The organism is Fusibacter paucivorans, assembly GCF_018390735.1.
GTDB classification, from domain to species: domain Bacteria; phylum Bacillota; class Clostridia; order Peptostreptococcales; family Acidaminobacteraceae; genus Fusibacter; species Fusibacter paucivorans.
In genome coordinates this window covers 26,669-49,044 of sequence record NZ_JAHBCL010000001.1, presented here as the reverse complement: position 1 = coordinate 49,044, position 22,376 = coordinate 26,669, and the positions used below count along the sequence as shown (strand labels likewise).

The following is a 22,376-nucleotide window of genomic DNA, read 5'->3' as shown; positions in this document are numbered from 1 at the left end:
AACGGCTACAAAAATTAAATGAAGTGAGGCGATTGCGTGAGCGGATCGCACCATAAGAAAATTTGACAAACCAACGGCTAAAGAAAAGTCAGCACGAAAAGTGCTGGCTTTTTTCAATGGTAATAAAAGGCGATTGCAAATGAGCCACGGTGTGCGGGGCCGGTTCAGATCAATAAAAAACAGAAGCCACTGATGCGAATTATCGTGTTGAAGACGCAGCGGTATTGGGTATAATACCGTTAATCACTATAAGAAAATAGTACCCAAAGGGGATTTGCCTTAATCGAATGGAAGGTGGTAGGAAGTTGGGACACCAATAGAAAGAGAACAGCTGGATAAAGCGGTAGAAAGGAATTTAACCACGATGCAAACAAATGTGGAACTTGAAAAAGAAGGTGTCATGAATATCATTGTGGCATCGGACGGCCACATCGTGGCCTATGATAATTCAGCAGTGCTCAACGAAGCTGCTGCAGGTGACTTGATTTGGAATCAATTGAAACTCTTATATCCAAATAGAGCACCTTATGATACTTATCAATTAAATTTTAGGCGGATGATCGAATCGGGATTGACTGAGATTCGAGATGCTGTTTTAACGCTGGAAATGAAACCGGCGACGTTGACGTACACGCGCCTAAATGGGGAAAACACGCTCATTCTTTTGAAGCTCGAAATGCTTGAAGGGATAAGTGAGTGGGCATTGAAGAACATCTTTGCATCCATACATATTCCACAGCTTTTGCTGGATGATTCGCTTCTCGTCGTAGCGATCAACAATGCTTTCAAGCGGCAATTCCATGTATCGGACAGTGCTGTCGGCACGGGTTTTGGTGATACCATAAGGTGCATTAACACCATGGAAGATCAATGCGGTCACTCGAATCAATGCAAGTTTTGCACATTTCGAAAGGCGATCCAACATAAAGTAAAAGCTCGTGAGACCGTAGAAAACATGGTCATCAGTATGATACTTCAGCCTCATTCAGAAGAAGTATGGCTCAGTATTAATATGTTTCCCATTACAATAAAAAATGCCGTATACTATCTCATTAGTGTTGAAAATATCACAGACCAGGTGCTCGCCGACAGGCGGATTCACAGTGCGCGCAGACACAGTCTGAAACTGCTCGACGAACTGCCGCTGCTGATTTTTCAGATTCTTCCCAATGGGACTTGTGATTTTTTAAATCAAACATTTATGCAGTACATTCCCATTAGGCGCTATACTTTTGACAGCGTTATTAAACAATACATGGCGACCGAAGCCTACGCGCTGTTTCACGAGCATCTTGAAAAGGGCATGAATGCGCACACCGTCGAAGCAGTTGAACTGAAAATGAAGAATCCCTTTGGGGAATACAGGACGATGCATTGTACCTTAAAACCCGTCTTTGATAAAGGCAACCAGTTTATGGGGATTATTGGGATGATGGCAGATATTGAAGAACATCGTCGCCTTGAAGAGGCTTTGAAATATGAAAAAGATCGCTCAGAATCGGCAAACAGGGCAAAATCAGAGTTTTTGGCAAATATGAGTCATGAAATTAGAACGCCGTTAAACGGCATTCTGGGAATGATTGATTTAACGCTGATGGACGAACTCAGTTCAACGAATGTCGATAATCTCAAGACAGCAAAGGAATGTGCCAATAATCTTTTAGGGATTATCAACGACGTTTTGGATTTTTCTAAAATGGAAGCTGGAAAACTGACGATTACACCTTCAAAGTTTGATGTGCGCGAAATGGCTAAGGAATTGATACGGGCGCATCAACCGCATGCAATGACCAAGGGGATCGAGCTTGATCTAGTACTTGAAGAAGTACCGAAACCAATGCTGCGGGGGGATGTGAACCGAATCAAACAAATCATCAATAACCTTATGAGCAATGCGATAAAATTTACACAAGAAGGCAGCGTCACCTTAGAGATTACAGTAAAAGAGACTGAAAAATCGGATCTGGCAAAATTGAGTGTCAGTGTTGTTGATACGGGCATTGGCATTTCAGAAGATAAACGAGATAAACTGTTTCAGCGTTTTTCACAAATCGACAGTACTTTCACGCGCGAGTATGGCGGTACGGGACTTGGTCTCGTCATTTCAAAACAACTCGTTATGTTTATGAACGGTCAAATTGATTTTATCAGTGAAGTGGGCGAGGGGACGACATTTTTCTTTACCATTCCATTAATATTTGCCGATACACATGATGAAGTGAAAAAGATGCAATCGACGACGGCCTTTGAAGAAGATAAACGGCTTCTCATTGTCGAGGACGATAAGGTTAATCAAATTGTCATCACTAAAATGCTCGAGAATATTGGGTTAAGAGCAGACGTTGCAGGGGACGGCAGCGAGGCACTAAGCTTTTGTGAAAAAAAATCCTATGATGCGATTTTAATGGATATTCAGATGCCTGTACTGGATGGTGTTCAAACGACCAAGCGCATTCGAAGCGGCACGACTCAGAATGCCGATACGACGATTATAGCGCTGACGGCTTATGCGTTGCAAGATGACGAAGCGCTCTTTCGGAAGAGCGGCATGGACGACTACCTATCGAAACCGGTGAGTCTAAATATCTTAAAAGAAACGCTGGATAAGCATCTTCATATGGCACATAAGCTTGGCCGCAGGCGTATCGAATCCGGCGGCAGCTATCGTGACCAGCGGCGTACTGCAACCAAGCACCGTATTGATGTCGTCAGCCATCAGGTGAATCAAGTTTTTCGCCTTTATGAACAACAGCAATTTGACTTAATTGAAGTGATCGTCAACGATATGAAAAAGGGGTTGGAAGCATTAAATGCCGAGTCGATGAAGACGATGACATTTAAAATTGCGCTGGATTTAAGAAAAGCGCAGTATGATATGGCATATGAAAAAATGCAGACATTGCGTACCATGTTTGATGAGTTTAAGGCAAGTGTGCCGGAGGTGGACGATGATGAGTAAGATTTTGATTGCTGAGGATGACGCTGTCAGCCGTAAATTTTTAAACCAGTTTATGAGTCAATTCGGTTCATGCGATTTGGTGATTGATGGCTACGAAGCTGTTGATGCATTTTTGCTCGGCATTCAGGAAGGGGATCCATATGATTTGATTTGTCTGGATATTATGATGCCGAAATTAGATGGTATTCAAGTGCTTCAAACGATACGCAAATTGGAATCAGAGACCTTAGAGGGTGGACGGTCACGTATTATTATGACCACGGCATTAGGTGAAACGGAAATGGTGAGAACGGCATTTGATAACGGTTGTGATGCCTATGCTTCAAAACCGATTGATACTGAAAAATTTGTTGAAGTACTTGGGAGCCTCGGCATCAAAAGCATGAAAGGTGGTAAGACGTGAGCAATATTTTAATTGTAGACGATTCACGTGTAGACAGAAGTATTATTGCCAATATCATTAAGAAAAATGTATCGGAAGCAATTATTTATGAATCAGATGATGGTATGAATGTCGAGCAGATGCTGCGGTTGGAGGATATCGCGCTCTGTATTCTGGATCTTAGGATGCCCTATCGTGATGGCATTGATATCTTAGAAACGATTAAGTCGGATGCACAGATTATGGATATTCCCGTTATTGTCTGTAGTGCCGTAATGGATTCAGAAACGCTGTCTTCAGTGCTCACATTGGGTGCATACGATTATTTTACAAAACCGCTTTCAGAAGAAGTCATGAAAATTGCACTACCGCTGAAAGTTAAAAATGCCATCGAACTCAGCAAGCGCACAAAACACATTATTGAGCTTAGTCAAATTGATGCTTTAACAGGGCTCTATAACCGTCATTACTTTAAAATGCATATTGCCTCGGAAAATACCAAAGGCAATCGGTCTTATGCCATGCTCATGGCGGATATTAACGGCCTCAAACTTGTCAATGATGCCTTTGGCAGTGACTATGGCGACCAGTACATGATTCAGGTTTCGCAGATTATCAAGGATGTGATGCCGAAAGAATCGATTTGTGCGAGATGGGGTGGTGATGAATTTGCCATCTTGCTTCCGGATGCTGATAAAAAATGTGCTGAACAGTATGCATCAAAAATAAGAAAGCAATTTGCCAAAATGCAAACAGCAGAGCTTAGTATGAGTCTCGCCTTTGGTTGGGATTCGAATACCGATCGCGAAAGTGACCTATTTAAACTGCTGACGAATGCAGAAGATGCAATGATTCGAGATAAAATATTGGAGAGTGAAAGTGCGAGAAGCTCCATGATTATTGCAATTTTACATACATTACACGAAAAAAATCCGCGAGAAGAAGCACATAGCAGACGTGTCAGCGAGCTTTGCTACCGGATGGGGGAAGCGCTGGAGCTCAGTGATAAAGAGCTTCACGACCTCAAAGTTATCGGACTCTTACATGACATTGGCAAAATTGCCATTGATGAAAACATATTAAACAAACCCGGTAAATTGGTATATGAGGAATGGCTTGAAATCAAACGCCATCCGGAAATAGGGCATAGAATATTATCGGGTGCACCTGAAATGAGAGAATATGCCCATATCATTCTCTGTCATCACGAGCGGTTAGATGGCAAAGGTTATCCCAACGGTCTGCGCGGTGATGATATACCGCTTTACTCAAAGCTGCTTTCCATTATCGACAGTTATGACGCGATGACATGTGAACGGCCTTATCGGAAAACACTAAGTGCAGAAGAGGCCGCAGAGGAACTGATCAAACACAGCGGCACACAATTTGATGAAGCGCTGACAGCCATTTTTGTTGAGAAAGTGATCGCAAGCGAGTGTCATGTGTGTGGAAAGGCAGGTCGTGTATGATTCGAAGTTGGCGATTGAAGGGAATACTGGCAATACTCATGGTGATACTTCTTTTCAGCGGCTGTCAGAAAGAACCATTAACCATTGGGTTGATGGGAACGATGACGGGACCGAACTCTGACTTATCGATATCGGGGAGGCGCGGCGCTGAAATTGCAGTAGATGAAATCAATCAGTCCGGCGGATTGCTTGGGAGAGAAGTACAATTGAAACGCATTGATGACGAGAATGATAAGCAGATTGCGATGGCGGGTCTTAATATCTGTGCTGACGAAGGTGTCAAATTGGTGATAGGCCCCTATACCAGCGGTATGATTACCCCGAACATTGAAAAAGTCAATGCCCTTGACATGTTATTGCTAGGGCCGACGATCAGTGCGGATGAGCTGTCGGGAAAAGATGATCACTTTATACGGTTTATTGCATCTACGCAGGAACAGGCAGTGATTCTTGCAAATTACATTACGGAGGTTTCATTACAGCGAGTGGTAATACTATCAGATTCTCGCAACGATGGTTTTGCTGATGCGCTTATACAAAATTTTGAAGAAAAGATTAAGATTCAAATGGGGATCGATGTGTCGGCGCTAAGGTTTAATCCACAGCAGGATATTGCTTTAGATACGGTCATTAAAGAAGTTAAGACTTTACAGCCCGACGGCATCTTTATCATCGCTTCTGCAGAGGACTTGGCATTCATTGCACAGCGATTGCACCAAGAAGCTATTGACGCAAAACTCTTTGGGCCGTTGTGGGCCAATACCCCTGAACTAATGCGAAAAGGCGGCAAAGCAGTTGAAGGGATTGTCGTCATTGGCGGCATTGATCCCGAAAACGGCAATCCTGCATTTAATGCTTTTTCTGCAACCTTTACGGAGCGCTTCGGTGAAGCGCCGACATTCGCATCTGTTTACTCTTATGAGACGGTGAAGGCACTTGCACAAGCTGTTGAAAAGGCAAAGTCTGCGGAACCTGATGCAGTGAAGGCGGCGCTGATTGAAATTGGCAGTTATGAGGGGCTGCAAGGCATTTACCAAATTGATGCCTATGGTGATAACACACGTGCGTATATGCTCTTTCAGAATATCGGTGGCGAAATGAGAAAGGTAGATTAAGATGAGAAGTCTCAAGCGTGAGCTGATGCTTAAAAGTGTCGTCATTTTCATCGTTATGTTCATGATTTTTGCCAGTGCCTTGTATAAAGTTTCCGAAAAGATGATTTATCAAGACATTCAGGAACACAATGTGCTGCTGGTGAATCTTGTCACTGAACGTATTCATCAGGCGGTGGAAAAGCCGGTTTATTTGGTTCGAGAACTAAAAGCGCACCTCGAACTCAGCGGCAGCAGTGTGACATCTGAAGAGGCAGTCAATTACTTAAAAAGCGTCGAAGCCGTCTATCCATTTGTTGGTCAAATCCGCATTGTCGATGGTGAAGGTAATGTTTGTATCGTTGTGCCGGAAAATGAAATGGTTTTAAATACCAATGTCAAAAATGAAAGTTTTTTTGGTATACAAAATAAGACCTTTGACTATGTGTGGTCAAATGTTTATATTTCTCAAATCACATACCAGCCTACGATTACGCTTTCCACAAATTTGGAGGGCTATTTTGTCGTGGTCGATTTAAGGCTGGATAAAATGACGGACATTATTGCCTATGAGGGCTATGAAGCCCTTAAAGGCATGTCGCTAGTTGATTTACATGGCAATTATCTTATTGACGATCAAATGGTCAATGTATCACAGCGACTGCGTTTTCCTAATTTTGATGCGATTAAAGCATCCATGGAACAGGGAGAAGCGTTTACTGCGGTAAACGGCGTATCGGATACACTCTACGCGATGACACCTATTCACGATCTCTTTCTCATCATACAGATAGATAGACGCGATGCAGAGAAGCCGCTGGCGATTCTGAAAATAGGAATTGCTGCAATTTTGTTTATTATGATCGTGCTCAGTTTGCTGCTGTTTTTTATGAACGCAAGGCGCACGATGCGCGACTTTAAGAATCTTCACGACAGGGCACTTGCCTATGCAGAAGGGCATTATGACTATTCGCCAGCAGACAGTCAATTTCAAGAGTTCAACGAATTGCAGCACTATATGGAAACGATGGCGGGGCGCATATCAAAACGCGAAAAGCAAATCCAGCAGATGAATGACAATTTGGAAAAAATGGTGATTGAGCGAACAGAACAGCTGCAAGAGGCAAATACGACGCTCGAGTCGACCAATAGCATTTTGGCGGCAACCAATGTGCAGCTGGAAACAGAAATGGCTGAACGCCAAAAGATTGAAGTGCAGATGGTACAGATGAATCGTACACTGGAAGCAAAAGTTAAAGCGCGAACCAAAGCACTTTCAGAATCAAAGGAACGCTTAGAAGCACTTAACAATTCACTCGAACGCGAAATCGCAGAGCACAAGGAAACGGTTTCGCTATTAGAAGAGAAGGAGGCTGCCCTGCAACGTGCCGTCAACAGTGCGGAATCTGCTAACGAAGCTAAAAGCCAATTCTTGGCTAATATGAGCCATGAAATTCGAACGCCTATGAATGGCATTATCGGCATGATTGATATTTTTTCTTCCACAGATTTATCGGAAGAGCAACTGAGCTATTTAAAAACCATTCGTGCTTCATCAAGGACATTGATGACAATCCTTAATGATATTTTGGACTTTTCGAAAATGGAGGCAGGCAAAGTACAGATCCAGCATGAGCCTTTTGATTTTCATCAGACACTAGAAGACATTTATCACCTCTTTTTAACATCTGCAAAGCAAAAGGGGATTACACTGGACATCTTTGGCGATGACGGTATCCCAATGATGCTCCTCGGTGACGGAAATCGCCTGCGGCAAGTGCTTTCAAATCTCGTAGGCAACGCGATTAAGTTTACAGAAGACGGCGCTGTAGTCATTCAAGTCAAATTGCTGAACGAAAGCGCCAAGACAGCAAAAATACAAATTGCGGTAAAAGACACGGGCATTGGCATTGACGATGCCAATAAAGACAGGCTCTTTCAGCGCTTCTCACGATTTAACAACAAGTGGGAATCACGCGTGCAGGGAACGGGACTTGGACTGGCGATTTCTAAGATGTTGGTGGAACTCATGGGTGGGAGTATTAGTTTCAACAGCACAAAGGGCGTCGGAAGTACATTCTATATAGAGATGACCTTTGAAAAGTACAGTGCATTAACAGCTGACGGTAATCAAGAACTGGAAGCACAGCAAATCACCTTTGAAGGTTGGAAGCTGCTGCTGGCAGAAGATGATCCAACCAGTGCCTTTATGATGCAAACCTTTTTAAAACGCTATGGTATTGAAGTACATCGTGTATCAGATGGTGAACAGGCGGTGACAAAGGCATTGTCAGAAGCTTTTGATATTGTATTGATGGATGTCAATATGCCTTATGTCGACGGTCTTGAGGCGAGCAGGCGATTTCGCAAAGAAGGCATTTTAAACCGCGCCGGCAAATCGATGATTATTATTGCCATGACGGCATATGCGATGCAGGGCGATCGGGAAAAATGCATTAATGCAGGAATGGATGATTACATTAGTAAACCGATTAATTTCGAATTGCTGATCGATCGCCTTTCCCATTATCGCGAACAGGTCGGAACAAATGAACAGTCAGTGTCTGATATCGAGGTTCAGCATATAACGTCTGAAACGCATCTCAATGCGACAGATGCGGCCGATGGTCTAGCGCTCGACGTCGTTATGTCAGCGCTGAGAATAGCCTCGGGGCTTGATGAAATGACATGCATAGAGGTAATAAAGACCTATTTAGAACAGTCTGCTGAAATAATGACGGCCCTAAGAGCCGATGGTGATACAGGGAAATTGCTTCACAAACTCAAGGGATCATCCGGTAATGTCAGAGCAGAAGCGATTATGAACCTCGCCCAGCGGGCAGAAACATTATACAAAATGGGAAATCATAAGGAAACATTTGCACTGATTGACAATATTGAAAAGCAGCTGGATTCTTATCGAAGGGCTTTTTCAGATCAGTACCATTCTATGCTGTGATAACAAAACGAAAAAGCGCTCAAAGGCTCTGTAAATTAGAAATATTGTTTTTGGAGTGCCTAGTATGATAGCGCTGTCGATGGTTTAACGTGCATGATGCATTCAAATAGATGTCGCTGAGACGCAAACGATAAGCGAAATACAAAGATAAATCCCAGGAAGCGCCGATGAATGGAAATTTACCTTGACCAATAGGCTGTCAAGGTGTTAAGATGCCCATACAGAGACGAGAGGTTGGGCAATGTCAGAAGAAAAAATAATGGAATCGGCAATACGCGCATTGCTGTATGAGGTTTCCGCGACGCCGAAGCCGGGTTTGGTAGATCGATTAAATAATGGTGCACACAACGATATGGACTTTTTTAGTTTTATTGACAGCAGTGTGGCACTTCACACGTATTTCTACAAAATAAAAGAGGCAATTGCTGCTCTGTACCGCCAATGGCGGACATTGCCGCCTGCGGAAGCCGTGTTTCAAAAACTAGTGCCGTTGGGGATTGATGCAGAAGCTAAAATGAAACAGGCAACGGGCGGCGTCAATACGCACAAAGGGGCAATCTACGCACTGGGACTTTTGACGTCTGCTTCGCTTGAATGTCTGTATCTACACGGCTGCTGTGAGATTCCGAAGATTTTAAAGCGCGTCAGCGATTATGTGGCGCCAACACTTGAGAAGGATTTTGCACATCAGAAGGAAGCGTTGAAATTGAGCTACGGCCAGATTCAGTATGAACAAATGGGATTACTCGGTGCGCGAGGTGAAGCCTATCATCAGTATGCCTCAGCGACAGAAGTCGGCATACCGATGCTGGAAACGGCACTTGAACGAGGCTGTGATATTAACCGTGCGATGCTGCATGCGCTTATCGGCTTGATGGCATCTGTGATGGATTCGAATGTCATTGGCCGTCATAATGTCGAGATGCTAAAGGCAAGTCAGTGCCGTGCCAACGAAGTGCTGGAAATGGGCAGTGTTTTTACCATAGAGGGGATGGCGGCAATTACCGCTTACGACCAGTGGTGTATTGATTCTTATGTCAGTCATGGTGGTTGTGCTGATCTTCTTGCGGTAAGTGTCTATCTCCATTTTGTAAAAGAAATTTGAAATTTTTGTTGCATTTTTGAAAATGATGATTTAAAATTGACATGTAGCCAAGCAAAGGTTGACCTAAAAGCGACATTTGCGGGCATATTTTAAAAAAGTGAATGTTACGGACAAGGATTAGTGAAGAGCTATGAAGGTCAGTATATAAAATCTAAGATTTTGTATACTGGCTTTTTTTGTTGCTTAAAAAGGAATGAAAAGGAATAATATGGAAGCAACATATTTGGAAACTGTAAAACCAGGCACAAAAGCATATGAGGAAGTGATGGGCCTGCTGTTGGAAAACGGCATCCGCATGGATGATGCCGTCCAAAAGACATTTGGCTATTTTTCAGATGATCAGCTAATTGGTACGGCATCTACCTGCGAAAATACCATTCGGAGTATTGCCGTTAAAAAAACACATCAAGGCAGCAATGCATTGGCGGAAATGCTGAATGAAATTATCCTCGTACTGTACGATGCAGGGTTCCAAAATCAGTTTATCTATACGAAATGCCTTTATGCCGATACGTTTAAACACTTGGGTTTTTTTGAAATCGAAAGGGTCGAACCGGATGTGGTATTGCTGGAACGCCAGCCAAACGGCATTCGAAATTTTGCACATTATCTGGAATCGTTCCGGGTGATTGGTGATGCCATTGGTGCCATCGTCATGAACGCCAACCCTTTTACGCTGGGGCATCAATACTTGATTGAAACCGCAGCAGCGCAATGTGATTTTTTATATATATTTGTCGTTACAGCAGAGCACTCTGCTTTTAAACACGAAGATCGCTATAAAATGATTGTCGATGGTACTGTGCATATAAAAAATGTCATGGTCATCCACGGCGGTCAGTATATTATTTCCGATGCGACATTCCCCAATTACTTTTTAAAGCATGCATCGGATGCAACACGCGTTCAAGCGGTTTTGGATCTTAAAATTTTTTCGAAGTATTTTGCCGCAGCGCTTAAAATCAATAGGCGCTTCATCGGTGAAGAGCCGTACTGTCAAACGACATCGGCATACAACGAAGCCATGAAGGTGATTTTACCGGAGGCCGGCATCGAAGTCATCGAAATACCAAGGCGCATGGTAGATGATACATGGATCAGTGCTTCACGCGTTCGCAATCTTCTTAAAGAGAATGATTTGGACGGCGTCAGAGAATTGGTACCTGAGACGACACTCATATTTTTAAAATCACCGAAGGGTCGTCAGACCATTGGGCGCATTAAGCGATCTACATCAAGACATTAGGAGGCTGAAGATGCAATTAAACAAACCTGCGACATCGGGCACGATGGATTCATGCGATATCAGTATCCGCATTGAAAACAATACCGGCACAGAGAATGAAGTGTTTTTATCCAGTATTGTTGAAAAGCAGTACGGCAAACAAATTGTGGCACTTATTCACGAAGTACTTAAAAAACATCAGATAAAGGGTGTAACGGTCAATGCTGTAGACAGAGGCGCACTTGACTGCACCATTAAAGCGCGGCTGGAAAGCGCGATATACCGCGGACTTGGAAAAGAACACGCATTAGATTGGAGTGTGATCGATCATGAGTAGACTGAGACGAACCATGCTCTATGTGCCGGGAAGCAAGCCCGGCATGTTGGCAGACGTTGCCATCTACGGCGCCGATGCCATTATGTTTGACCTTGAAGATGCAATTTCACTGAAAGAAAAAGACACGGCGAGAATGCTCGTCTACAATGCCGTTAAAACAGTTGACTATGGCAATACAGAATTGGTTTGCCGAATTAACGGACTCGACTCGCCTTATGGTGAACGCGATATAGAAGCCATGGTTGCTGCGGGCATACACGTCATCAGACTGCCGAAAACAGAAACGGCGCAAGACCTCCACGACGTTGAAGCACTTATTGAAAAATATGAAAAGAAATATGACAGAAAGATTGGCAGTGTTCGCATGATGGCGGCTATTGAAAGCGCCCTTGGGATCATTAACGCTTACGAAATTGCCACGGCTTCAAAACGCTTGATCGGCATTGCCATTGGTGCTGAAGATTATGTAACAAACCTTAAGACAAAGCGTTCGCCAAGTGGCGTGGAAATTCTCTATGCGCGTTCGCAGCTCCTCAATGCGGCAAGAGCAGCCGGTATTGCCGCACTGGATACTGTTTTCTCTGATATTAACGACATGGAAGGCTTCGAAAATGAAGTAAAACTGATTAAACAGCTCGGCTTTGACGGCAAATCAGTGATTAATCCGAAACAAATTCCGGTTGTACATGCTGTTTATAAGCCGACGGATGCAGAGGTAGCGCATGCAAAAGCTGTTGTCGCAGCCATTGAAGAGGCAGAGGCAAAGGGGTACGGCGTTATTTCGCTCAAGGGGAAAATGGTAGATAAGCCAATTGTAGAACGCGCTGAACGGATACTTGAACTTTCTAAACTAAGTGAGTAGGTGACATATGAACGACTTAAAAAGACATGGAAAAGCAATTAAGGTCTATGAAGGCGAGAACAAAGTGTTGTCCTCACTGGAAGAGGCTATTGATAAAGCGGGCGTTAAAGATGGTATGACCATTTCTTTTCACCATCATTTCAGAGAAGGCGACTATACACTGAACATGGTCATGGCGGCGATTGCGAAAAAAGGCATTAAAGATATTTGTATTGCATCCAGTTCGCTTGGAAAAATTCATGAACCGCTAATTGAACACATTCAAAATGGTGTTGTAACAGAAATCCATACGAGTGGGCTTCGCGGTAAACTCGCCGAATTCATTTCAAAAGGTGGACTTGAAAAACCCATTACTATTCGCAGTCACGGCGGGAGAGCGCGTGCTGTTGAAGCAGGTGAAATTAAAATAGACGTTGCATTTTTAGCAGTACCAAGCACAGATGCAATGGGAAACGCCAGCGGCATTGGCGCCAATACGCAATGCGGCTCACTGGGCTATGCCATTGTCGATGCGCACTATGCGGATACGGTGGTGCTGCTGACGGATGATTTAAAATCTTACCCGAATATGCCGGCAAGTATTCGTCAGCAAGAGGTTGATTATATTGTAAAGCTCGAAAAGATCGGCGATCCCGAAGGCATTTCGGCAGATGCAACACGCTTTACGAAAAACCCTAAAGAATTAAAGATTGCAGAAAATGCCGCGAAAGTGATTAGGGCACTGCCGTACTTTAAAGACCAGTTTTCGTTTCAAACGGGTTCAGGGGGGGCTTCACTTGCCGTCACGCGATTTTTAAAGGACTTTATGAAAAAAGACGGGATCAAAGCTTCCTTTATCCTCGGTGGGATTTCTCAGCCAATTGCCGAAATTCTCGAAGAAGGCCTTACGGACCATTTGTTCGATACGCAGACATTTGACGCCTATGCCATTGAATCATTCAGAAAAAATCCTAATCATCATGAAATTTCGGTTTCTGAGTATGCAAATCCGTGGAGCATGGGAAGTGTTGCCTCTCAACTGGACTATGTGATTTTAAGTGCACTGGAAATTGATAGAGATTTTAATGTCAACGTTATGACGGGGTCTGACGGCATTATCATGGGTGCGTCAGGCGGCCATAGCGACACGGCGGAATCTGCTAAAGTAACGGTAATCGTGGCACCGCTCTATAGGGGGCGCATTGCAACGGTTGTGGATAAAGTAACCAGTGTCATTACACCTGGGAAAGACGTTGATGTCTTAGTGACAGAACGCGGTATTGCGGTTAATCCTGCACGTAAGGACATCTTGGCAATCCTTGAAAAAACAAACTTACCGGTTGTTTCCATTGATGCATTGGCAGATGCGGCACTTAAAATTGTCGGCAAGCCCGATCCAATTGAGTTTACGGATCGTGTTGTCGCGAATATTGAGTATCGCGATGGGAGTATGATTGATGTTATCTACCAAAGTAAAGCATAACCCAACGCTTGAAACCGTGCTCGCCGACCGGGAAGCCAAAGCAGAAAAAGTCAAATTACTTGCGACAAAGTATCATGCGCCCGTGATCGGTATTCGCGTGAATATTCCGGGTCCTGAAAAAAAGACGCCTTGGGCATTTAAGCTCTATCGTGCAGCAGTTGATGCCGTTGAAAAAATGCTGGATGAGAAAGGCATTGTTTATTGCAGCATTGAAATGAAAGCACACTATGAGTTTTTAACGCTGGTTGTGGCACACAAAGAGGCGCCGACTTTAAAGCGGTATCTCGTTGAAATTGAAGAATCATGCGAGATCGGCAGAATCTTTGATCTGGATGTTTATATGGCTGATGGCATACCGTTATCGAGAGCGGAAGGACATGAGCGAAAATGCTATCTTTGTGACGAACCTGCTCATGCCTGTGCACGGAGCCGGGCTCACAGCTTTAAGGATTTGGAACAATACCTGATATCGAAAGCCGATGTGCTTTGATATAAATCTTAGGGGAAGAAAAATGAGTCGAACAAACGGCATAAGACTGGATTACCGTCTAAAAAATGAAAATCCTATACGGGAATTGGGATGTTCGACATCATCAAAAAGGAGGAAAAACATGAAATTGAACAAGAAACTCATTTCATCAATGCTGTCCGTTGCGTTGATTGGTGCGCTTGCACTCTCTGGTTGCGCAAGTCAATCATCATCGTCAGAACCAGCAGCTTCGTCTTCAAGCACAAGCTCGAGCTCGAGCAGTGAATCGACTGACTATCCTAAAAGTGCAATGGAATTTATCGCACCGTCCGGCGCAGGCGGCGGCTGGGACCTCACGATCAGAACCGTTGCAAAAGTACTTCAAGATACATCATTAGTCAATGTGCCGATGCCGGTTACCAATAACTCAGGCGGCGGCGGGGGCGTCAATCTCGCTTACATGCAAACGCAAGAAGGCTCTGACAAGCTCATTTCTGTTTATTCACCACCTATCCTGCTCATCAACCTCAATGGTTCGAGTGAATACAGCTATAAAGAAACGACACCTATTGCAAGATTGATTACAGATTACGGTGCATTTGTCGTACCGAAAGATTCACCGTATAAATCAATAGCGGATGTGATGGATGCTCTTAAAAAAGATCCGAAAAGCGTCAAAATAGGCGGCGGTTCTTCTGCGGGCAGTATGGATCATATTCAATTTCTCATCGTAGCAAAAGCCGCTGGTGTTACCGATCTTAAAGAGATCGACTATATCAGCTTCCAAGACGGAACGGCAACGGCTCAAATTCTGGGCGGTCACGTAGATCTTTTGACAACAGGTCTCGGTGACGTTCAATCTCTGATTGAAAGCGGGGATCTCATTGCGCTTGCGCAAACAGCTTCCGATCGTGTTGGTGAAGGTGCTCTCGCTGAGATTCCGACTTGTAAAGAGCAAGGGATTGATGTGACGTTTGAAAACTGGAGAGGTTTATTTGGAGCGCCTGGCATGCCTGATTATGCCGTTGACTTCTGGCGAGATACACTTAAGAAAATGACTGAAACAGATGAGTGGAATGCTGAGCGTACAAAACACGGTTGGGCAGATGCTTACATGGACAAAGAAGACTTCGAAAGCTTCTTGGCTGAAAAGAATGAAGAATACAAAGGTATTCTTGCAGAAATAGGTCTTTTAGCAGAGTAATCAGTTAAAGCTTTGCGTCTCTTATCACATAAGATTCTTCTCAAGCAGAATTACCCTGGGTTATATACCCGGGGCAGTTCTGGGACGCAAAGGACTTGATTTGAAATACGTATTTAGAATGACGGTGGACATGCCAAAGGCATATCTGCATTAAATGGAGGCATCATGGAAAAGCAAAAAACGAATTTTGACTTTTTAACAGGACTTATTACGATCGTCATAGGTATCGTATACGGGATTATGTCATACATGCTTAAGAGAAGCCCCATGGGGAATCCGTTATCGCCATCCATATTTCCGTTGATATTGGCGTGCGGTATGGTGTTGTTCGGCATAATCCTTTTGTTGAGAAGTGATTTAGAAACAACGAAAAGGGCATTTGCGCAAATAAAAGCGACAACGACCGCGAAAGATAAGCTCAGTCATCAAATGATTTTTGCTACTGTTGCCGCTGCCATTATTTATGCTTTTTTATTTGAACGCGTGGGCTATGTCATCGCAACATTTTTGTTTATGAGTTTTATGCTGACGATTACAAACGGGAAAAAATGGCTGATGAATTTGCTCACATCATTGATTTTCAGTATTGTTGTCTATTATGTTTTTAGCTACTTATTAGGTGTTATCTTACCTAAAACACCGTTTCTCAACATCTAGGAGGTCTTATGGAAGTTCTATCATTATTCTTTGACGGCCTGCTGACCGCAATACAGCCATATCACCTCTTATTGATTACTTTTGGCGGTGTATTGGGGACTATTGTCGGCATGCTGCCGGGGCTTGGACCCGCAACTGGTGTGGCGGTCCTTCTCCCGATTACATTTTCAATGAGTCCGACGGCTGCGCTAATCACAATGGCAGGCGTGTACTATGGCGCGATGTTTGGCGGTTCGAGAAGTTCTATTCTCATCAACACGCCGGGAGACGGCGCGGCACTTGCGGCAACCTTTGACGGTTATCCAATGGCGATGAACGGCAAGGCTGAATCTGCGCTGGCGATTAGTGCGATTGCCTCATTTATCGGCGGCCTCATCTCTGTTGTCTTTCTCATTGCGCTGGCAACGCCAGTGGCAAAATTTGCATTAAAATTTGGACCCGCTGAGTATTTTCTCTTGATGGTTGCAGCACTTTCCATGACGGCATCTATGTCGAAGGGCAATATGGTAAAGGGATTTATTGCGACATTATTCGGACTTATGATTTCTACTGTCGGGATTGATGCGCAGTCGGGTATTCCAAGATTTACTTTTGGTATTTTGGAGCTTCAAACGGGAATCGACTTCTTGGTCGTCATCATTGGGCTCTATGCGCTGGGTGAAGTTTTTAAGGCTTTCAAAGCCATCAATGAAGGCAAGAAAATCCCGCAGAAGAAATTCGGGAGAATTTGGATTAGCAAAGAAGAATGGCAAAAGACATGGCTGCCGATTTTAAGAAGTACACCGCTTGGATTTGTCGTTGGCGCCTTGCCGGGAGCGGGCGGTACGATGGCATCACTGATGGCTTATAATAATGAAAAGCAGTTTTCTAACAATCCGGATGATTTTGGAAAAGGTGAAATCGTCGGGCTGGCGGCACCGGAAGCAGCAAACAATGCGGCGTCGGTTGGTGCGTTTATTCCAATGTTGACACTCGGTATACCCGGTTCGGGTACGACAGCCGTTATGATGGGTGCGCTGCTGATGTTGGGCATTCAGCCAGGACCATTGCTGTTTACACAGCATCCAGATGTCGCTTGGGGACTTATTGCCAGCATGGTAATTGGCAACTTCGTCCTTGCGATTGTCAATATACCAATGGCTGGTCTATTGGTTCGCGTACTTTCGGTTGATGCTAAAATACTGTATCCAATTGTTTTGGGTTTAGCTTTTGTCGGTACTTACGCCATTTCAAGTTCAGTTGTCGATTTCTTTATCCTTATCATCTTTGGCGTTCTCGGCTATTTTATGGATAAAATCAAAATTCCAACGGCACCGATGATCTTGGCGGTTATAGTCGGCGGGACCATGGAGCAGTCTTTTAGACAGGCGACGCGGATTTCAAATGGTTCACTCGGCATCTTTGTCGAATCGCCATTGGCACTTGCACTTATTGCAATCACCGTTATTTCTGTTGTCTACCCTGCCATTAAAGCATCATTGGCAAAACGTAAAGCAAAAACCGTATAGACAGTTAACAGATGATTGATCATAAATAGAAGATTAAGCGTTTTATAAGCGATGGTTCAAGTCACCCTACGGGTGACTTTTGCCGGTTGATGGTATAAGATAGAAGGGTGTAAAAATACAAGCAAATTCATTTCCGAAAGCAGCGGCTGAAATCGGAAATCTGTTGCGCTCTGTACAAAATAAGCAGTTGATTATAGATTGAGGGAGTGATGTCATTTCCTTGATTGTGAATAAAATGGAAATGAGTGAAAAAGATGAATATACGCCATCATAAAATTGAACTGAAGAGCTTAATCATTTTGGTTTTTTCATCAGTTGTGATGCTGATTATTGTCTCAGCTTCTTATTTAAACTATAAGGCGATCCAGGACAATGTTGTTGAAATTGAACAATACCAATTGCTTTCACAGGCGCAGACGCTGGCGAAGAGTATTGAAAACTTCTTTACGAACCAGCGGCATAATTTAGAGATTTTGGCTAAAAACCGTAATTTCATCAATGATTTGAAAGCTTATAGTGAAGTTGCGGAAGCAGGAGATGACATTTATAAAACACAATTTCAGAATATTGTAGATTATTATGTGATTCAGAGTGACAATATAGAGCTTATACGAATTGTCGATTCAGAGGGCGCTGAGATTTTTTCATATCCGTCAATTGATTATGGTCAAGGGCTCGAGGTCGATCTGCCGCATGTTAAAGCAGTTCAAAGCACCGTTACAGGAGATATTTATAAAGAAAACGGCTATTTGTATGTGAATGTTCTCGAACCCGTTTGCATAGAAGATGAGCTGACGGCGGTTCTCTATGTGAAAGTGAAACTTGACACCATTTACTATGCCATGGTGGCACCTGTTAAAGCCGGGGATATGGGCTATGCATCGGTTAAGGATTCCGACGGTGTGCTCATTATGCACCCCAATAGAGAAGATATTGGCGTAGACGTTATTGAAGCGCGGGTTGGCGCCTATCCGGAATTTGACTGGTCTGAACTCTTAACCCTAATTGAAAAGCAGAAGCGCGGGGAATCCGGGGTCGGGATTTACCATTCGCTTTGGTTTACAGACAACGATCAAAAGCGCGTTAAGAAGTTCAATGCCTTTGCACCAGCTTTTATTGGCAATGACTTTTGGGTCATTAACATTTCGAAGGATTATGAAGAAGTTGTTACGTTCCTTAAGCAGCGCACGTATGCGGTTATGATTGTCAATTTCTTTATCGTGTTGCTGTACGTGACGATTTTGTTTTATGCTTACCGCAGAAAAAAGGACAGGGCGTTGATGGAAAAGGAGCGCATGCTGCTGACACAGGTCAAGTCGCTCAACGAAGAACTGGAAGAAGATATTGCTAAACGAATCATTCTTGAAAAAGAACTCATCATGAGCCGCAATAAATTCCAAAATATCTTTCAGTCAGGCTCGGACTGCATCTTTGTCATTAATACCAAAGACCCCGGAAAAATTGATGAGGTCAATGATAAAGTAGTCAAATCACTTGAATTCGAGAAAGTTGAGCTGCTCGGCAAGCGGTATTTTGACATCAGCAGTATTGTAACAGAAAAATACCTTGAGAAACTGCTGGAGGAATTGAAACGCAATCAGAATGTCATGTTTGAGGATACCTTAAAAGCCAATCACGGCAAAACCATTCCCGTCGAGATCAACGTGCGCATTTTGGAAGATGAAAAAGCGGAGCAGCTCGTCATGATTTCTCGGGATATCAGCATTAAAAAGCGCTATGAAAGCGAGATGGAAGAGAAGAAGCGCTGGGAGGCGCTGATGATCTATCAGTCGCGTCTGGCGGCGATGGGTGAAATGATTGGCAGTATTGCCCATCAATGGCGACAGCCGCTTAGCGGTATATCCATGATCTTCAATAATTTAGAGGATGCTTATCACTACAATGAACTGGATGAGGACTACTTAAAAAAACAGGGAAAGCGCATGCAGGCATTGGTTAAGTATATGTCTCAGACCATTGATGACTTTAGATTTTTCTTCAATCCTAAAAATGACCGGGAAGATTTCCTGATTTCAAGTGTCGTCGACAGAACGCTTGAATTCCTAAATGAAAGCGTCAGACTTAACAACATTGAAATTATCTATGAACTGGAAAAGGATTCGCTAATTTACGGCAGGCCTAACCAGCTTTCGCAAGTGCTGTTCAGTATTTTAAAAAATGCCATTGACGCCATTGTCATCTGCGAAGCGGATCTGCGTAAAATTTGGATAAAGATTTTGCAAAACGAGGATCAATTGACAATCGAAATAGAGGATACCGGCGGCGGTACCGCACATGAACATTTGATAAAGATCTTTGACGCCTACTATACGACAAAAGAGGCGCATAATGGTACCGGACTGGGGCTCTATATTTCAAAAGTTATCGTTGAAAAGAATTTTTCAGGAAGAATTATGGCGAGAAATGGGCAGTATGGATTATGTATTACGATGGTTCTGCCGTTAATTCACCCTGAGGAAATGAGGGGAGTATAACATGACGGACGAAAAGGGTTACAGTCATCTAAAAGTCTTGTACGTCGAAGATGAAATGTATTTAAGAGAGGAAATTGCAACATTTTTAAAGCGAAGGATTGGCAAGCTTTATCTGGCAGAGGACGGCGCAGAAGGGATCGCTATATTCCAGCGCGAGCGAATTGACCTCGTGATCACGGATTTAAAAATGCCGAACATGGGCGGTTTGGAGATGGCCAAGCGCATTCGAGAGTTTGACGCCGATGTGCCTATTATTATCACAACGGCCATCAGCGATGTTGGGCTGATGCAGGAATCTATTGAAGTCGGCATTGAACGCTATTTGTTAAAGCCCATTGACGTAACGGTGCTGGTATCTGCACTGGAAGCTGTGAGCGACAAGCTAGGGAAGAAGGATCAGCTGAAGGCCTTCGGCGCTATGAGCGCCGCACAGATCCAGCAATATGAGCGAAAGATTGAGGCGGAGATTGCAAAGCTGGTGAAGCTTTCATCGGGGAAGGGGCCAAAACGCGTCATTTGCCAGTTCAATGCAAATATCGTCGAAATTACGCTGCGTGAATCTAGGACACTTCTGGAAAACACTTTGCTTGAAACGGAAGAGAACAGGCGAATTGTCGACTACCTGCGCGAAACCTACTACCAGCAGTTGAAAGAGGCGATTCGCAATATCGTCATGACGTCAACAGCGTATCATGCCATATGGCTGAGCTTAACCTGCAACAGCGAAAAGGATGAGGATCGCATCAAGCTGATGCTGGAGGTGTAGACGTATCAATTCAACTAAAGTGTTTCGAACGAGTATTGTTAATCGTTCGAAACTACCTTAGTTGAAGACACTGTTTGGGTTGAGCTTTAATTAAGAAACCATATGTTAAAAAGCAGGAAAAATTGTCATGACCCAAGGAATGACAGTGACTGCAATTAAGATTGCTGGCAGCCATCCCATCTTTAGCATGTCTTTAATGCTGTACCCACCAGCAGTGATTACCATTGCGACAGTCGGTGTTGATAAGGGTGTCATATACGCAGCAAATGCGCCAATCCAAACGAGAATCATTGGGCCCATAGGGTTTGCACCTAATGATTTAGCGGTCAGGATTGCAATGGGTACAAAAATGTTAGCAATTGCCAAATTAGACATCGCTTGCGTTAATAAAAAAGGTACAATGAAAAATAGGCCACCTAGAATATAGCCGTTTCTACTCTCACCAACTAATGCGGCAACTGAATTGCCGATGATTTCACCTGCGCCGGTAGCGTCCAGTGCAGATCCCAAAGCAAAAGATCCAGCTACCAATAAAAGCATTTGGATGTTCATAGATAGAACGGCTTCGCGTTCGTTCAGTATACCTGAGGCAACCATAATGACTGCTCCAACCATTGTAATCACCCAAGAGGGAAGACCCGTATGGCTCTGAAACAGTAATCCAAGCGTGACTGCAATAAAAATAGTATATCCAAGAACTTCGCGAATTGGGTCCAAGTACTTCTTTTCTGAAATGCTGGCGCGATCAAGCTCTTTGATAACGATAGAAGGTGTATCTGGCGTGAATCGGTATGAGAAGAACATCGCATAAATAAATACAATAATGATTACTGGAATTCTGGCGATAATTGGATCAAGAAGACTGAATTGATAAGTTGTATACCCGTAATTTTCTAATAGTCCATTATATTGGGCATAGGCTGTGGCGCCACCGCCTATAGGCATATTCATTACGGTTGTAATACAAATTAAGCCTAAAGGAAACATTACTTTTGAAGGGCTTATTTTTAATTCTTTTGTCATCGCTAAAGCCAAAGGATATACCATTCCAAAAACAGCAGATGAACTCGGAATAAACTGTGCCAGTGCAAAGGCGATTAAGATATAGCCTATCATTATTTTTCGATAATTGCCGCCGCCGACTTTCGACAACAAACCTGCAATGTTTTCAACCATTCTAGTTTTTCCGAACCCTGCTGCAACAATAAACATGGAACCCATTAGGATAATATTGGAATTTGAAAAAACGGCTAAAGCCTTTGCTGGTTCCAGCGATCGTGTGATTACAAGTAAAAGCATGCTAATCATTGCTGTGACTGACATTGGTATCTTATTCATCAAAAAACTTACAATAGTGAATAGAAAGATTAATAATGTTACTATAATTTGAAACATATGTTCCCCCAAAAAAATTATTTGTTTAGTG

The 22,376-nt window shown here is 43.5% G+C and carries 17 protein-coding genes; 16 read left to right on the top strand and 1 reads right to left on the bottom strand.

Annotated elements, in window-relative coordinates:
* Window positions 1–364 precede the first annotated feature (364 nt).
* The 16 genes from KHM83_RS00195 to KHM83_RS00120 all read left to right on the top strand — a co-directional run bounded on the left by KHM83_RS00195 (window position 365) and on the right by KHM83_RS00120 (window position 20,950).
* The gene (locus KHM83_RS00195; protein WP_213234875.1) at window positions 365–2,959 is read left to right on the top strand and encodes an ATP-binding protein; all 2,595 of its coding nucleotides are present in this window, start codon (window positions 365–367) and stop codon (window positions 2,957–2,959) included.
* On the top strand, window positions 2,952–3,362 hold the full coding sequence (locus KHM83_RS00190; protein ID WP_213235082.1) for a response regulator transcription factor: 411 nt from the start codon (window positions 2,952–2,954) through the stop codon (window positions 3,360–3,362). The genes KHM83_RS00195 and KHM83_RS00190 overlap by 8 nt, the downstream gene beginning before the upstream one ends.
* Window positions 3,359–4,810, top strand: a complete 1,452-nt coding sequence (locus KHM83_RS00185; protein WP_213234874.1) for a GGDEF/HDGYP domain-containing response regulator — start codon at window positions 3,359–3,361, stop codon at window positions 4,808–4,810. Before KHM83_RS00190 ends, KHM83_RS00185 begins: the two co-directional genes overlap by 4 nt.
* Window positions 4,807–5,925, top strand: a complete 1,119-nt coding sequence (locus KHM83_RS00180) for an ABC transporter substrate-binding protein (protein WP_213234873.1) — start codon at window positions 4,807–4,809, stop codon at window positions 5,923–5,925. Before KHM83_RS00185 ends, KHM83_RS00180 begins: the two co-directional genes overlap by 4 nt.
* Before the next feature lies 1 nt (window position 5,926).
* A complete protein-coding gene (locus KHM83_RS00175; protein ID WP_213234872.1) occupies window positions 5,927–8,860 on the top strand; it encodes an ATP-binding protein in 2,934 nt (977 codons plus the stop codon).
* A 241-nt stretch (window positions 8,861–9,101) separates the two neighbouring features.
* Window positions 9,102–9,965, top strand: a complete 864-nt coding sequence (locus KHM83_RS00170) for a triphosphoribosyl-dephospho-CoA synthase (protein ID WP_213234871.1) — start codon at window positions 9,102–9,104, stop codon at window positions 9,963–9,965.
* 208 nt (window positions 9,966–10,173) lie between these two features.
* Window positions 10,174–11,211, top strand: a complete 1,038-nt coding sequence (gene citC / locus KHM83_RS00165; RefSeq protein ID WP_213234870.1) for a [citrate (pro-3S)-lyase] ligase — start codon at window positions 10,174–10,176, stop codon at window positions 11,209–11,211.
* Window positions 11,212–11,221: 10 nt separating this feature from the next.
* The gene (gene citD / locus KHM83_RS00160) at window positions 11,222–11,527 is read left to right on the top strand and encodes a citrate lyase acyl carrier protein (RefSeq protein WP_213234869.1); all 306 of its coding nucleotides are present in this window, start codon (window positions 11,222–11,224) and stop codon (window positions 11,525–11,527) included.
* Window positions 11,520–12,389: a citrate (pro-3S)-lyase subunit beta gene (citE, locus tag KHM83_RS00155; protein WP_213234868.1), complete on the top strand. Its 870-nt coding sequence runs from the start codon at window positions 11,520–11,522 to the stop codon at window positions 12,387–12,389. The genes citD and citE overlap by 8 nt, the downstream gene beginning before the upstream one ends.
* Window positions 12,390–12,396: 7 nt before the next feature.
* Entirely contained in the window at window positions 12,397–13,851 is a 1,455-nt protein-coding gene (gene citF / locus KHM83_RS00150; RefSeq protein WP_213234867.1) for a citrate lyase subunit alpha, read from the top strand.
* The gene (citX, locus tag KHM83_RS00145) at window positions 13,826–14,341 is read left to right on the top strand and encodes a citrate lyase holo-[acyl-carrier protein] synthase (protein WP_213234866.1); all 516 of its coding nucleotides are present in this window, start codon (window positions 13,826–13,828) and stop codon (window positions 14,339–14,341) included. Before citF ends, citX begins: the two co-directional genes overlap by 26 nt.
* Window positions 14,342–14,462: 121 nt before the next feature.
* On the top strand, window positions 14,463–15,524 hold the full coding sequence (locus KHM83_RS00140) for a Bug family tripartite tricarboxylate transporter substrate binding protein (protein WP_213234865.1): 1,062 nt from the start codon (window positions 14,463–14,465) through the stop codon (window positions 15,522–15,524).
* A gap of 165 nt (window positions 15,525–15,689) precedes the next feature.
* The gene (locus tag KHM83_RS00135) at window positions 15,690–16,181 is read left to right on the top strand and encodes a tripartite tricarboxylate transporter TctB family protein (RefSeq protein WP_213234864.1); all 492 of its coding nucleotides are present in this window, start codon (window positions 15,690–15,692) and stop codon (window positions 16,179–16,181) included.
* An 8-nt stretch (window positions 16,182–16,189) separates the two neighbouring features.
* Window positions 16,190–17,689 (top strand): tripartite tricarboxylate transporter permease, encoded by a 1,500-nt coding sequence (locus KHM83_RS00130; RefSeq protein ID WP_213234863.1) that lies wholly within the window; start codon window positions 16,190–16,192, stop codon window positions 17,687–17,689.
* A 254-nt stretch (window positions 17,690–17,943) separates the two neighbouring features.
* Entirely contained in the window at window positions 17,944–20,184 is a 2,241-nt protein-coding gene (locus tag KHM83_RS00125) for an ATP-binding protein (RefSeq protein WP_213234862.1), read from the top strand.
* A 1-nt stretch (window position 20,185) separates the two neighbouring features.
* Complete coding sequence (locus KHM83_RS00120; RefSeq protein ID WP_213234861.1) at window positions 20,186–20,950, top strand: Na-translocating system protein MpsC family protein; 765 nt, start codon at window positions 20,186–20,188, stop codon at window positions 20,948–20,950.
* A gap of 105 nt (window positions 20,951–21,055) precedes the next feature.
* On the opposite strand, the gene KHM83_RS00115 is transcribed toward KHM83_RS00120, so the two are convergent.
* Complete coding sequence (locus tag KHM83_RS00115; RefSeq protein WP_213234860.1) at window positions 21,056–22,345, bottom strand: SLC13 family permease; 1,290 nt, start codon at window positions 22,343–22,345, stop codon at window positions 21,056–21,058.
* Window positions 22,346–22,376: the final 31 nt, after the last annotated feature.

Excerpts from the sequence above, each read along its gene's own strand:
- KHM83_RS00120 (WP_213234861.1), top strand. The coding sequence starts at position 20,186 with ATGACGGACGAAAAGGGTTACAGTCATCTAAAAGTCTTGTACGTCGAA.
- KHM83_RS00135 (WP_213234864.1), top strand. The coding sequence starts at position 15,690 with ATGGAAAAGCAAAAAACGAATTTTGACTTTTTAACAGGACTTATTACG.
- citX (WP_213234866.1), top strand. The coding sequence starts at position 13,826 with ATGTTATCTACCAAAGTAAAGCATAACCCAACGCTTGAAACCGTGCTC.
- citF (WP_213234867.1), top strand. The coding sequence starts at position 12,397 with ATGAACGACTTAAAAAGACATGGAAAAGCAATTAAGGTCTATGAAGGC.
- KHM83_RS00130 (WP_213234863.1), top strand. The coding sequence starts at position 16,190 with ATGGAAGTTCTATCATTATTCTTTGACGGCCTGCTGACCGCAATACAG.
- KHM83_RS00195 (WP_213234875.1), top strand. The coding sequence starts at position 365 with ATGCAAACAAATGTGGAACTTGAAAAAGAAGGTGTCATGAATATCATT.
- citC (WP_213234870.1), top strand. The coding sequence starts at position 10,174 with ATGGAAGCAACATATTTGGAAACTGTAAAACCAGGCACAAAAGCATAT.
- KHM83_RS00115 (WP_213234860.1), bottom strand. The coding sequence starts at position 22,345 with ATGTTTCAAATTATAGTAACATTATTAATCTTTCTATTCACTATTGTA.
- KHM83_RS00180 (WP_213234873.1), top strand. The coding sequence starts at position 4,807 with ATGATTCGAAGTTGGCGATTGAAGGGAATACTGGCAATACTCATGGTG.
- citD (WP_213234869.1), top strand. The coding sequence starts at position 11,222 with ATGCAATTAAACAAACCTGCGACATCGGGCACGATGGATTCATGCGAT.
- KHM83_RS00125 (WP_213234862.1), top strand. The coding sequence starts at position 17,944 with ATGAATATACGCCATCATAAAATTGAACTGAAGAGCTTAATCATTTTG.
- citE (WP_213234868.1), top strand. The coding sequence starts at position 11,520 with ATGAGTAGACTGAGACGAACCATGCTCTATGTGCCGGGAAGCAAGCCC.
- KHM83_RS00170 (WP_213234871.1), top strand. The coding sequence starts at position 9,102 with ATGTCAGAAGAAAAAATAATGGAATCGGCAATACGCGCATTGCTGTAT.
- KHM83_RS00190 (WP_213235082.1), top strand. The coding sequence starts at position 2,952 with ATGAGTAAGATTTTGATTGCTGAGGATGACGCTGTCAGCCGTAAATTT.
- KHM83_RS00175 (WP_213234872.1), top strand. The coding sequence starts at position 5,927 with ATGAGAAGTCTCAAGCGTGAGCTGATGCTTAAAAGTGTCGTCATTTTC.
- KHM83_RS00140 (WP_213234865.1), top strand. The coding sequence starts at position 14,463 with ATGAAATTGAACAAGAAACTCATTTCATCAATGCTGTCCGTTGCGTTG.